Source organism: Streptomyces adustus (assembly GCF_009377175.1).
Classification (GTDB): domain Bacteria; phylum Actinomycetota; class Actinomycetes; order Streptomycetales; family Streptomycetaceae; genus Streptomyces; species Streptomyces adustus.
In genome coordinates this window covers 40,213-52,686 of sequence record NZ_VJZD01000037.1, presented here as the reverse complement: position 1 = coordinate 52,686, position 12,474 = coordinate 40,213, and the positions used below count along the sequence as shown (strand labels likewise).

Here is a 12,474-nt window from a genome sequence, read left to right as displayed (position 1 = left end):
CCACCCGACGGCGTCCGCCGCGGGCAGCGACCACGGTCAGGGACTGGTCCAGTTCGTCCTCGCCGCGCACGAGGGCCAGCGCAACACCCGCCTGTTCTGGGCGGCCTGCCGCGCCTACGAGAACGGCCTCGGCCCCGCGCTCGTCGCGCCCCTGGTCGACGCGGCGGTGACCACCGGCCTGACCGAACACGAGGCCCGCGCGACGATCACCTCGGCGGCCCGCATGACGACCCACCGCCCTTCGCCGTAAGCCCGGTCCCCACCCCCGGACCGACGGCAGCAGCCGGTGCAGTTGTTGTTGTTCTTGCGGGCGTCGACGTCGAGGTCGTAGCCGAGGCTGCCGGCACGGATGCCCTCGCGGTCGCCGTCACGGTGGAAGATCACGGGGTTCGTCTCGTTGCCGTTGACGATCGTGCAGGACAGGTCCCACGACAAGGCCTGGGTCCCCGACCGGTAGGACGCGGACGGGGTGCCTCCCGGTGGGAGACACCCCGTGCGGCGCGCGGCTGTCCGCGCCCCTCAGCCGATGGCGTACGCCCGGTACACCGTCTCCACCGAGCGGTCCCCGGCGGAGTCGGTCACCTCGGAGCGCAGCGCGACGGCACCGGAGGCCGGGTTGTGGACGGACGCCTGCCAGCCGGTGCCGGAGCGCTTGACCGTCGCCGCCTTCCAGGTCCTGCCGCCGTCGGCGGAGGACCAGACCCGGACGGACTTGGCGGTCACCTTGGTGAACTTCACGTCGGGGCCCTGGGAGCCGCGCAGGGCGCTCACGTCGACCGTCGTGGTCGTGTTCGGCGCGGCCTGGTTGCGGCTGTTCAGCCCGGCGGGCAGGAAACGGGTCAGGAACACGGGCGCGACCGTGGACTTGGCCGGGTCGGCCTTGAAGTACCAGTCGAGGGTGGTGCGCGAGGACAGCATCCCGGCGGGGAAGGTGATGCCGGGACGGTAGCGGTGCGCGTCGACGGTCAGCCGGTACCAGCCGGCCGAGCGGATCCGGGCGGAGAACGCGTAGTCGGAGGAGCCCCAGTTGGTCAGGGTCTGCTTCTTGACGGTGGTGCTCCCCTTGGACAGGACCACCGTCTCCTTCGTCGGGTCGGACCCGCCGGTGCCGAAGTCGGGGTCCGCGATCAGGGCGTCCGGGACGAAGTCGACGGACTTCTGCCAGACCGTCGGCAGGTAGTGCGCCGGACCCCACACGGCCCGGCCGAAGGACTGGGTGACGCTCTGCCCCGCCGCCAGCGTCCTGACCTTCGCGAAAGCGCTACTGACGTCGTCGCCGTTGCTCGCGAAGATGTCGTCGCGCGGCTGCCAGGTCCCGGGAGTCACATGCGCGACGGCGACGTACGGCGCGTTGTCGTTGCGGACCTCGGCCATCAGGTCGGTGGTGCAGTCGTCGACCTTCGGGTGGGGCTGGAGCGCGGTGTCGTGCTGCGTGGCCATCTGCGTACCGCTGCGTACCGAGAAACGCATCGTCGCCAGGCTCGACCGCTTGAACGACCCGCCGGGCGCGGTCGGGATGCCCGTGGTGTTCTTCGTGACGACGTAGCTGTCGTTGCCGGACCAGTTCGCCAGGTACCCGAACTTGAGCAGCTTGGAGGAGTTCGGGATGACGTAGAGGTGCCCCGCCTCGTTCCAGCCGCTCACGCCGTAGGCGGAGGGCATGTCGGTGACGGCGGCGCACACCTGCGCGTCGAGCCGCGCCGGGCCGGTCACGTCGGCGGGCGTGTCGAGCGACACCTTGACGGCCTTGCCCTTGCGCGCGTCGAGGGTCACCGACGCGCTCCCCGACACCTGCACGACCTGCGCGCCGAGCGTGTCGGTGCCCAGACTGTCCGTGGCGCTCTCGTAGATGTCGGTCATCGCGATGTAGCGCCCCGTCGGCAGGCTGATCCGCTTGCCGGACTTGACGGTGTACCTCGTGCCGGACGGCACGGCGACGACGGTGACGGTCGTCGAGACCTTGCTGCCGTGCCGCCCCAGCGTGGTGACGGCCAGTGAACCCGACGCCGCCTGCGCGGAAGCCGCCGAGACGACCAGGGGCGCCAGTGCAGCCACCCCGACGAAAGCGAGCGCCCTGCGTCGCACCCTCATCAACTTCCCCCTCCAGCGCCGAAGTCGGCACATCCTAGCCATGTCACGGACATGGCAGATCAAGGGGGGTCACAGGGGGGACAGGGCATGCAGAAGGGGTGCCTCTCGGTGAGAGGCACCCCTTCTGACCTGCAACGCTTATGACCTGCGCGGAGGTGGTGGGATTTGAACCCACGGTGACATCGCTGCCACGACGGTTTTCAAGACCGTTCCCTTCGGCCGCTCGGGCACACCTCCCCGCGTCGCCGGTCACCGGCGGCGCGGGGACAAGAGTAACGGGTTGGCACGCGCGCGCGAGTCGACCCGACGCGGTCAGCTGTCGCCGCTCCGGGATCCCAGGGTGACCTCGGCGGTGTGGGTCTTGCCGTCGCGCTCGTAGGTGATCGTCACCTGGTCGCCCGGCTTGTGGGTCCAGATCTCGCCGATCAGGGTGGGACCGCTGTCGATCACGTGGTCGTCGAGCTTGGTGATGACGTCGCCCGACTTCAGGCCCGCCTTGTCGGCGGGGCCGCCGGACTCGACGGAGGAGGCACCGCCGGCGCCCTGGTCGGTGATCTTCGCGCCGTTGGCCGAGTCCTGGAGGGAGACGGAGGCGCCGATCTTCGCGTAGACCGGCTTGCCGGTCTTGATCAGCTGCTGGGCGACGTACTTGGCCTGGTTGATCGGGATGGCGAAGCCGAGGCCGATCGAGCCGGACTGGCTGGTGCCGCCCAGACCGCCGCTGCCGGTGGACTGGATCGCGGAGTTGATGCCGATGACGTTGCCCTGGGCGTCGAGCAGCGGACCGCCGGAGTTGCCCGGGTTGATCGAGGCGTCCGTCTGGAGCGCGCTCATGTAGGACGCCTGGCTGCCGGAGCCGTCGCTGGAGGCCACCGGGCGGTCCTTGGCGCTGATGATGCCCGTCGTCACCGTGTTGGACAGGCCGAAGGGGGCGCCGATGGCGATGGTGGAGTCGCCGACGGCCACGTCGTCGGAGTTGCCGAGGGTCAGCGGCTTCAGGTCCGAGGGGGCGTTCTTGAGCTTGATGACCGCCACGTCGTAACCCTGGGCGTGACCGACCACCTCGGCGTTGTACTTCTTGCCGTCGGGGAACGTGGCCGTGAGCTTGCCGCCGTCGACCGCGTCGGCGACGACGTGGTTGTTGGTGACGATGTGGCCCTGGGTGTCGAACACGAAGCCGGTGCCGGTGCCGCCCTCGCCGTTGGTGGACTCGGCCTCGATGGTGACGGTGCTCGGCAGCGCCTTGGAGGCCACCGCGGCGATGGTGCCCGGGTCGCGCTTGACGGCGCCGCCGCTGGTGGAGGCGGAGACGGTCGTGGAGCCGCTGTTGTCGTCGTTCTTCGCCAGCGTGTAGCCGAGCCCACCGCCGAGACCGCCGGCGACCAGCGCCGCCACCAGGACCGCCGCGACGAGACCGCCGCGACCGCCGCCGGACTTGGGCGCGGGCGGCTGGTACGAGGCACCCCAGCCGGAACCCGCACCGCCGCCGTCGGCGTACGCGGGCGTGACCGGCGGCGGGGGCGGCCAGCCGCCCTCGGGCGCGGATCCGGTGTGCTGGGCCCCGTCGTACGGGCCGGCCGAGGCGTACGCGGGCGCGGGCGCGGCGTGCTCCGGCATTCCGGGCGCGGCCGGCGCCACCGGCGGGACCGGCGTCGTGGGCATGCTGTCGGGCGTGGTGGCCTGCGGGGAAGCCACGGGAGATTCCACCGGCACAGGAGGTGCTGACGGGGCCTGGGGAACCTCGGTGCCCTCGTTCTCGGTGCTCACAGCTCTTCTCCTCGATCCACGGCTGTTTGTTCTCGGTCGCACTCGGTCACGCTCGCTCACGCTTGTCGTCGACCCGGCGCGCTGCAGCTGTGCATGTGCATTTGTATGCGGACAGCTTTTCCCACGGGCCGTCAGAGCACCATAAGCGGTGGCTGTGGGAACGGGGCCATTCTTTATATCCGACATTCTGCCCTGCGTGGGACAGTCTTTCGGATGCCTCCCGCCCGACGCCCACCCCGCGCCGGTGACACCATGACGCGGTGACCCAAGCACGACAGCACCACATCCAAGTCGTCGCGCATCGCGGAGCCTCCGAGGATGCTCCCGAGCACACCCTGGCCGCGTACAAGAAGGCGATCGAGGACGGTGCGGACGCACTCGAATGCGATGTCCGGCTGACCGCCGACGGCCATCTCGTCTGTGTGCACGACCGCCGCGTCAACCGTACGTCCAACGGCCGCGGGGCGGTGTCCGCCCTGGAACTGGCCGAGCTCGCGGCGCTGGACTTCGGTTCCTGGAAGAAGCGGGACCTGTGGCACCTGCGCGACGAGGAGCCCGACTGGGAGGTCCGCCCCGAGGACCCCGAGGACACCTCCGTCCTCACCCTGGAGCGGCTGCTCGGGCTCGTCGCCGACTCGGGACGGCGGGTGGAGCTGGCCATCGAGACCAAGCACCCCACCCGCTGGGCCGGGCAGGTCGAGGACCGGCTGCTGCTGCTCCTGGGACGGTTCGGCCTGGACGCCCCGCCCACGCCCGAGGAGTCGGCCGTGCGCGTCATGAGCTTCTCGGCACGCTCGCTGCACCGCGTACGGGCCGCCTCGCCGACCCTTCCCACGGTGTCCCTCATGCAGTTCGTCTCGCCGCGGCTGCGCGACGGACGGCTGCCGGCGGGTGTGCGGATCGCCGGTCCCTCGATCCGGATCGTGCGCAGCAACCCGGCATACATCGAGCGCCTGAAGGGCGCCGGCCACCAGGTCCACGTGTGGACCGTGAACGAGCCCGCGGACGTCGATCTCTGCGTCGGCCTGGGCGTCGACGCCATCATCACCAACCGGCCGCGCGCGGTTCTCCAACAATTGGGGCGCTGACTCGGCTGTCCCATGAAACAACCCTTGACCCAGCCGTTTCGGTGAAGCATCCTCCGATCTCGGCCATACCGACGAAATCCAGCCACTCCTCGTTGGAAGTGCTCCGGCGCGTTCGCTCCGTGTTCGATCGCCTCGAGTGCGTCACGACACGTGGATCAGCCGGTTTCCGGTACAGGCCAATGGGGCATCCACACCGTGGCGTGGGGCGAAGGAGGTCTCGGGGGTGGCGTTGGTGGTGGCACAGGAGGTGCCCACGTCGTCGAGCATGGCCGTACCCCATGGCCCTGCGGGCGTAGGGGCTGCAAGACACCGGATGCGCGATCAGTTGCGCAGCGGCGGCGTAGCGGAATCGGTCATCGACGATGCCGTACTGATCCTTTCCGAACTTTTGAGCAATGCGTGCAAGCACGGCAGGCCACTGGGGGACGCACCCGCCGGGGACGGCGACGTCCGGGCCGCGTGGCGCGTCGACCAGGGCGGCCGGCTGATCGTCGAGGTGACGGACGGCGGCGGACCGACCCGCCCGGCCCCGGCCACCCCCTCGGTCACGGCGCACGGCGGCCGCGGGCTGAACATCATCACGGCGCTGGCCGACGACTGGGGCGTCCGGGACGACGCCCGGGGCGAGGTCACGGTGTGGGTCGTCGTCCACGACGACGTCCATGATCCCGACGCCGGGTACGGCCGGGCCGGCTTCGCCGCCCGGGTCGCGGCACCCGTCGTGCCGGCGATGCGCGACCTCTCCTTCGCGGACGCGTTCGACGACCTGGGCTGAGCCCCTGACGGCAGCCCCGTCGGACACCGGTGCCCGCCGTACGGGTCGGCCGTGGCGGGACACCGCCGCATGCGTTGTCCACAGGTCCCGTGGGTTCCCGTACGAGCGGCTAGGCTCCCGCCCGTACAGACGAGCCGTAACCGGGAGACACCCACGATGGCCAAGAAGCGACCCCAGACGACGGCCAGGCGGCCGCAGCCCAGTGATGCGGAGATCCCGGTCGTCGGCGCCCGCGAACCCTGCCCCTGCGGCAGCGGCCGCCGCTACAAGGCGTGCCACGGCCGGGCCGCCGCCCAGGCCGCGGCCGAGCTGGTGCACCGTCCCTTCGAGGGGCTCGCGGGCGAGTGCGACTGGGTCGCGCTGCGCGAACTGGTGCCCGCGGCCACGGTCGAGCTGCCCCTGAAGGACGGCCTGCCCGAGGGCGTCCCCTCGGTCACCCTGGCCACGGTCCTGCCGATGGCCTGGCCCGCGCTGCGCCGCGACGACGGTTCGGTGCTGCTCGGTCTCCAGAACGACACGGCGTCGGGCGACATCAGCCGCGACCTCGCCGACACGCTGCTGCGCGCGCTGGAGGCCCGACCCGGCACCCCGGTCCAGGGCCGCCGCGCCCCGGCGGACGGTCCCCGGCTCCAGGACCTCCTCGACCCCGAAGGCGCCTTCGAGCCAGTTGTGCACGAGGGCTTCGAGTTCTGGGTCCCGGACGCGGAGCACGCCACCCCCGAGGTGACCGCCTCCCTGGAGCGGGCCAACGACGCGGCCATCCCGACCGTGAAGCTGACCGGCGTGGACTCCGCCTACTGGTGCGAGACCCCGGACAAGAACCATCTGCGGTGGGTCATGCCGCACGCCGAGGAGCGCCTTCTGGACGCTCTGGCACGACTGCACGCGGCGGGCCGCTCCAGCCTCGGCGAGGGCACCCGCCTGGTGGGCTCCTTCCGCGCGCACGGCCTGACCGTGCCGGTCTGGGACCTGCCGAGCGGTGTCGGCGCGGACGAGATCGAGAAGCCGGCGGCCGAGTTCGCCGAGCGGCTCGCCGCGGCGCTGGCCTCGGACGCCCCGCTCACCCCCGACGAGCGTCGTGCACGCGGCGGACTCACCAACCGACAGGTGACACTCAGCTGACGTGCCGGTGCCGTCTCCCCTCGGGCTGACCGGTCGGTCAGCCCGAGGAATCGTCCGGCTGCCGTGACTCCAGCCACAACTCCCGCCGCACACAGGCCAGTCGGTGTCCGAATAGCCCTGTCATGGCCTACTGGGCGGTGTCCGAATAGCCAAGGGAAACAAGAGATCGAATTTGCGTAGGGCCGATCTCTTGTTACCGTTCGAGTAGCCCGGTTGCTGGTGCATCCCCCGTCGCCAGCAACCGGGTCTTTCCATGCCCGGCGCCGACCGGTACGCCCCGCCCCGGCGGGCCGCGCACGCCGGCGCGCCGTCCCGGCCGGTCAACCGGCCCGACGGAAGCCCGAGTTCCCGCCCGCGTCCGGCCCGGAGCCGCTTCCCCCGGCGCTCCCGGCGGTGTTCCCGACGGAACCCTCCACGCTGCTCCCGGCGCGCAGCAGCAGCGGACCGCGCCCGGACGATCCCGCGAACTCCACCACCGCCGTGTAGGCGTCCGACACGTCCCGGGTGGGCTCGCGGGGCGTCTCGCAGATCCCCGGCTCGACATCGGCGCCCACCGCGCAGTCGACCTGCACCGTGCGCCCGCCGGGCCCCATGAGGCTCAGCGCGGCGTCCAGATCGTCGCCGGTCGCGTTGCGGTAGTAGGTGCGCGCCCAGGTGTCCTCGCCCTGGGTCATGACACAGGTCTGCGCCTCGATGCCGTCCGGCGAGGTGAGTTCGGGGCCACAGCGGGCGGCGGTGGCCAGGCCCAGGCCGAGCAGCAGCGGAGAACGGCCGGGATCCGGGGACGGCGCCTTCTCGTCCTCCGACGAGCCCGCGGAGCCGGAGTCGGCCGGCCCACCCGGGCCGCCCGAGTCCGTGGAGCCGGTCGAGTTCATCGAGCCCGGCACCCCGAAAGCACCCGGGACACCCGGGAAACCGGCCGCACCGGAGGAACCCGAACCGCCGGAGCGCGAAGCACCGGGAGCCGAACCACCTGAAGCCGAAGCGTCGGAAGCCGCGGCGCCGGCCGCCTCACCGTCCGTCGACGAACGTACGACCGACCGTCCCGTGCCCGTGAGCTCCGTCTGCCCCGCGGACGCCATGGCCAGTGGCAGCACCACCGCACCTGCCACGACGCCCGCGAGGGCGAGAAGACGAACGTTCATGAACCGGAAGATAACGACCCGCGGCAGGCGCCCGGCACCGCGCACGCCCGACACCCCTACAACTCGGGCGCGCTCACACCCGTACGAGTGAGGGCCTCGACGACCGCGTCCACCACGGCCTCGACGTCGGGCACCCACGGTGCGGCGGAGCCGGGCAGCGGCGCGCGCTCCCAGCGGATGGCGCCCGGCCCGGTCTCGGACGGCGGCAGGGCGAGATAGCCGCCCTCGCCGTGGAAGCGGAGGGAGCCGGGGACGAAGTCCTGGGCGTACAGCAGTTCGCCCAGCTGTTCCATCGAGTAGGGCCGCACCAACAGCGCCCACCGGGTGGGCGAGGCCACCACCGGGCCGAGGCGCATCCCCTTGCGGTCGAGCGCGGCCAGCGCGTGCGAGGCCGCGAGGGCGGGCAGGCTCACCGCGCAGGGGGCCCGGCCGCCGGTGGCGAGGACGATCGGTGCCGTCGGCCGGTTGGTCCACCACCAGCGCACCATGCGCGCGTCGGTCGTGGCCGCGAGGAGGCCGGGGTCGAACGGATGCGCACCGGGCACCGTGCACTCCGGGTCCGGGCAGCCGCAGCGGGCGCGCCCCTGCGGATCCGCCGCCACTCCCGGGAGCACCGGCCACTGCCATTCCGTCGCGAAACTCAGGGCCGCGCTGATCAACTCAGGCCCCCCGCCATTGCGCTGGGACAGGAGCCTGCGTCGCCTTCCGAGGATCTCGCGCATGAGCGCTCGTTCCTTTCCGTTGCACGCCTGGCAACACCGAGGACCACATCACAACATGTGTCGATCACTTCACTGTGCGTACCTGTTGGCGCATCACACCCCTGCCCGAGGCAAGGGGAACCCCGCTGGGCCGAACGTTGGCTGCGTCCGCGGCCGTTCCGTCCACACTGCGTCTGACAAAAGCATGGGGCATGGCGGGGGGTGGCGAAGTCTGGCGTTTGCCGTTCCGCGTACTTCTCTCCGCCTCCGCCACGGGAGGATGGGGTTAGGTCGTCGGTGGCTATGACGCCCGGGTCGGTCACCAGGTTCCGGGTGGTCTCCAACCGCCCCTGGCCCTTACCGAGTACGTACCCATCACGACCGCTGTGACGCTCCGTCGAGCAAGGCCAGTCGACCGCAATCGCCCGTTACCCGAGTCAGTTTTAGGCCAACTTTGCTTTCCCGCAAGGGCTGGAGGAGGGACTCGTGAAAAGTTCCCGGAAACCTCTCGGACACCAGGAATCCCGGCAGGACAATGCTGGACATCTCCTCACGAGTGCGTGTACATGTGGAGACACTGCTGGCGGCGCAGAATGACATGGGGGTTTGCGATGCTTTTGAGCAATACGCACCGGTCGGAAAGCCGGACGACATGAACGCCCCTCACCCTCCGAAAGTGGCTGGAATCGATTCAACGGTTCCCGCACCCGCACACACTGTCGCGCCCGCGCCTGCCGCACCGGACAGCTCGCCCGTCCCTCCCGACATCGCCTGCCGCACACCGCCCGGCACCGTGCTCCAGGATCGGCTCGCCGGCTGGGTCTCGGACCTCACGACGCTGCACGAACTCACCGAACGGCTGATCCGCACGGGCACCCTGTCCGACGCGCTCCAGGAACTGCTGCGGGCCGGTGCCGCCCTGGTGGGCGCCCGGCGCGGACTCGTCGTCCTGGAACCCGACGACGGGCTCGGCCCCGACACCACCATCGGTCTGGGCCTCGGCCGCGCCGATCTCGGCCACATCGAGACCGTGCCGCGCGGCGCCCTGCCCCAGGGCCCACTTCTGGACACCGACGCCGGACTGCCCGGCGGCACGGGCGAGATCGTGCGCCCCGACCTGTTCGCCGAGGACGGGCTCGACCCCCGCCACCGCGAGGTGGCCGCCCGTCTCGGCTACGCCGCCAGTTACGCGCTCCCGCTGTCCACCGAGGCCGCGGGCCGCCTCGGCGCCGCCGTGTGGCTCTACGACGAGCCCGCCGAGCCGGGCGAGCGCGGACGTCACCTGGCCGGCCTGTACATCCGCTACGCCACCGAACACCTCGCGCGGCTCGTCGAGGTCGAGCGCACGCGCGCGTGCATGGCGACCATGTCCGAGGAACTGCTGCCCTCACGGCTGCCCCGGGTCTGCGGGGTCCGGCTCGCCGTCCGGCACCGCACCGGGCCGCGCGGCGGCGGCGACTGGTACGACACTCTGCCGCTGCCCGACGCCGCCCTGGGCCTGGCGGTCGGGTCCGTCAGCGGGTCCGGGCCGAGCGCCGTCGCCGCGATGGGCCGACTGCGTGCCTCCCTGCGGGCGTACGCCGTGATGGAGGGCGAGGATCCCGTCGCCGTCCTGTCCGACCTGGAGCTGCTGCTGCGGCTCACCGAGCCCGCCCGCTCCGCCACCGCCCTGTTCGCCTACTGCGAACCCGCCCTGCGCAAGATCACTCTGGCCGGTGCCGGACACTGCCCGCCGCTGCTGGTCGGCGACGGGCGCACGGAGTTCGTGGAGACCTCCGTGTCGGCGCCGCTCGGGATGCTCGCCTGCTGGGAGGCGCCCAGCGTGGAGTTCGAGACGGAACCGGGCGAGACGGTCCTGCTCTACACCGACGGGCTGCTGCACCGTACCGGCGACTGCGGGGACCGGGCCTTCGCCCGGCTGCACGCGGCGGCGGCGAGCGTCCCCAGGGCGCTGCGGACCGACCCGGACACGGTCGTGGAGCATGTGCTGCGCACCGTGCTGCCGGACGGACTGGACGCGGCGGACAGCACGGAGGACGTGGTGCTGCTGGCGGCCCGCTTCGACTGACGCCCCGCGGTCACCTCCGACGGTGACGCCCCGCGGTGACCCCCTTCGGTCCTCCCGGTGGCCCCCTCGGCCCTCCCCCCGGTGACCGTTCCCCGGCTCCCGGTGGGGCTCTTCCGGGCCCCGGACGCAGGTCGCCGGGCAAGGACTAAGGTCCTTCGGCCCTGGCCACCCGGGCATACCACCGTACGATGGACACGGTCCAGTGCCGTATCAAGGAGGATGACCGTGGCCGACGAGCTCACCCCGGAAACCCCGGAGACTGAGTCGGAAGAGCCGATCAAGCAGCGCAAGAACGGCCTCTACCCGGGCGTGTCCGACGAGCTGGCCGAGAGCATGAAGTCCGGCTGGGCCGACACGGAGCTGCGCGGCCTAGAGCCGATCGCGCAGGCCGCCGAGACCGCCGCCCGCCGCGCCGCGCTGTCCGCACGCTTCCCCGGTGAGCGCCTGGTCGTTCCCGCGGGCAATCTGAAAACCCGCTCGAACGACACCGAGTACGCCTTCCGGGCGTCGACCGAGTACGTGTACCTGACCGGCAACCAGACCGAGGACGGCGTCCTGGTCCTGGAGCCGACCGCGGACGGCCACCGGGAGACGATCTACCTCCTGCCGCGCTCGAACCGTGAGAACGGCGAGTTCTGGCTCTCCGGGCAGGGCGAGCTGTGGGTCGGCCGCCGGCACTCTCTCACCGAGTCCGAGGCGCTGTACGGCATCCCCGCCGCCGACGTGCGCGAGCTGGCCGACAAGCTGCGCGAGGCCACCGGCCCGGTGCGCGTGGTGCGCGGTCACGACGCCGGCATCGAGGCGGCGCTGACCGACAAGGTCACCGCAGAGCGCGACGAGGAGCTGCGCGTCTTCCTCTCCGAGGCCCGTCTGGTCAAGGACGCCTTCGAGATCGGCGAGCTCCAGAAGGCCGTCGACTCGACCGTGCGCGGCTTCGAGGACGTCGTGAAGGTCCTCGACAGGGCCGAGGCGACCAGCGAGCGCTACATCGAGGGCACCTTCTTCCTGCGCGCCCGCGTGGAGGGCAACGACATCGGCTACGGCACCATCGCCGCCGCCGGCCCGCACGCCTGCACCCTGCACTGGGTGCGCAACGACGGCCCGGTCCGCTCCGGCGACCTGCTCCTGCTGGACGCCGGTGTGGAGACGCACACGCTCTACACGGCCGACGTCACGCGCACGCTGCCGGTCAACGGCCGCTTCAGCGAGATCCAGAAGAAGATCTACGACGCCGTGTACGAGGCCCAGGAGGCCGGTATCGAGGCGGTCCGGCCGGGCGGCAAGTACCGCGACTTCCACGACGCCGCACAGCGCGTGCTGACCGAGAAGCTCGTCGAGTGGGGTCTCGTCGAGGGCCCGGTCGAGCGGGTGCTCGAACTCGGTCTCCAGCGCCGCTGGACGCTGCACGGCACCGGCCACATGCTCGGCTTGGACGTCCACGACTGCGCGGCCGCCCGGGTCGAGTCGTACGTGGACGGCACGCTGGAGCCCGGCATGGTCCTCACCGTCGAGCCCGGTCTGTACTTCCAGGCCGACGACCTGACGGTGCCCGAGGAGTACCGCGGCATCGGCGTGCGCATCGAGGACGACATCCTGGTCACCGAGGACGGCAACCGGAACCTGTCGGACGGCCTGCCGCGCCGCTCCGACGAGGTCGAGTCCTGGATGGCCTCGCTCAAGGGCTGACCCACGACGGCGAACGGCCGGGCACCGCAGC

Annotated in this window: 10 protein-coding genes and 1 tRNA gene; 6 read left to right on the top strand and 5 right to left on the bottom strand. The window is 71.6% G+C overall.

Annotated features, from left to right (window positions below; translation table 11 throughout):
• On the top strand, positions 1–250 hold a 250-nt coding region (locus FNH09_RS12295; protein WP_202919651.1), incomplete at its 5' end, for a primase alpha helix C-terminal domain-containing protein.
• Between the two features lie 269 nt (positions 251–519).
• On the opposite strand, the gene FNH09_RS12290 is transcribed toward FNH09_RS12295, so the two are convergent.
• The 3 genes from FNH09_RS12290 to FNH09_RS12280 all read right to left on the bottom strand — a co-directional run bounded on the left by FNH09_RS12290 (position 520) and on the right by FNH09_RS12280 (position 3,858).
• The gene (locus tag FNH09_RS12290; RefSeq protein ID WP_152887080.1) at positions 520–2,091 is read right to left on the bottom strand and encodes a hypothetical protein; all 1,572 of its coding nucleotides are present in this window, start codon (positions 2,089–2,091) and stop codon (positions 520–522) included.
• Between the two features lie 150 nt (positions 2,092–2,241).
• A tRNA-Ser gene (locus FNH09_RS12285) sits at positions 2,242–2,328 on the bottom strand.
• Between the two features lie 75 nt (positions 2,329–2,403).
• Positions 2,404–3,858, bottom strand: a complete 1,455-nt coding sequence (locus tag FNH09_RS12280; RefSeq protein WP_162468465.1) for a trypsin-like peptidase domain-containing protein — start codon at positions 3,856–3,858, stop codon at positions 2,404–2,406.
• A 260-nt stretch (positions 3,859–4,118) separates the two neighbouring features.
• Between FNH09_RS12280 and FNH09_RS12270 the strand changes: the two genes are divergently transcribed.
• The 3 genes from FNH09_RS12270 to FNH09_RS12255 all read left to right on the top strand — a co-directional run bounded on the left by FNH09_RS12270 (position 4,119) and on the right by FNH09_RS12255 (position 6,843).
• Positions 4,119–4,946 carry a glycerophosphodiester phosphodiesterase family protein gene (locus tag FNH09_RS12270; RefSeq protein ID WP_162468464.1) on the top strand — a complete coding sequence of 276 codons (828 nt, stop codon included), beginning with the start codon at positions 4,119–4,121 and terminating at the stop codon, positions 4,944–4,946.
• 223 nt (positions 4,947–5,169) lie between these two features.
• Positions 5,170–5,721, top strand: coding sequence for an ATP-binding protein (locus FNH09_RS12260; protein WP_162468463.1), 552 nt, complete (start codon positions 5,170–5,172; stop codon positions 5,719–5,721).
• Between the two features lie 156 nt (positions 5,722–5,877).
• The gene (locus FNH09_RS12255; RefSeq protein WP_152887074.1) at positions 5,878–6,843 is read left to right on the top strand and encodes a DUF5926 family protein; all 966 of its coding nucleotides are present in this window, start codon (positions 5,878–5,880) and stop codon (positions 6,841–6,843) included.
• A gap of 320 nt (positions 6,844–7,163) precedes the next feature.
• Here the strand turns inward: FNH09_RS12255 and FNH09_RS12250 are convergent, their stop codons facing one another.
• A complete protein-coding gene (locus FNH09_RS12250; protein ID WP_238426627.1) occupies positions 7,164–7,988 on the bottom strand; it encodes a hypothetical protein in 825 nt (274 codons plus the stop codon).
• Positions 7,989–8,044: 56 nt separating this feature from the next.
• On the bottom strand, positions 8,045–8,710 hold the full coding sequence (locus FNH09_RS12245) for a bifunctional DNA primase/polymerase (protein WP_152887072.1): 666 nt from the start codon (positions 8,708–8,710) through the stop codon (positions 8,045–8,047).
• Between the two features lie 514 nt (positions 8,711–9,224).
• Between FNH09_RS12245 and FNH09_RS12240 the strand changes: the two genes are divergently transcribed.
• Together FNH09_RS12240 and FNH09_RS12235 are read left to right on the top strand one after the other, a co-directional pair.
• Entirely contained in the window at positions 9,225–10,757 is a 1,533-nt protein-coding gene (locus FNH09_RS12240; protein ID WP_152887070.1) for a PP2C family protein-serine/threonine phosphatase, read from the top strand.
• 219 nt (positions 10,758–10,976) lie between these two features.
• Positions 10,977–12,443, top strand: a complete 1,467-nt coding sequence (locus FNH09_RS12235) for an aminopeptidase P family protein (protein ID WP_152887068.1) — start codon at positions 10,977–10,979, stop codon at positions 12,441–12,443.
• The last annotated feature ends 31 nt before the right edge of the window (positions 12,444–12,474 follow it).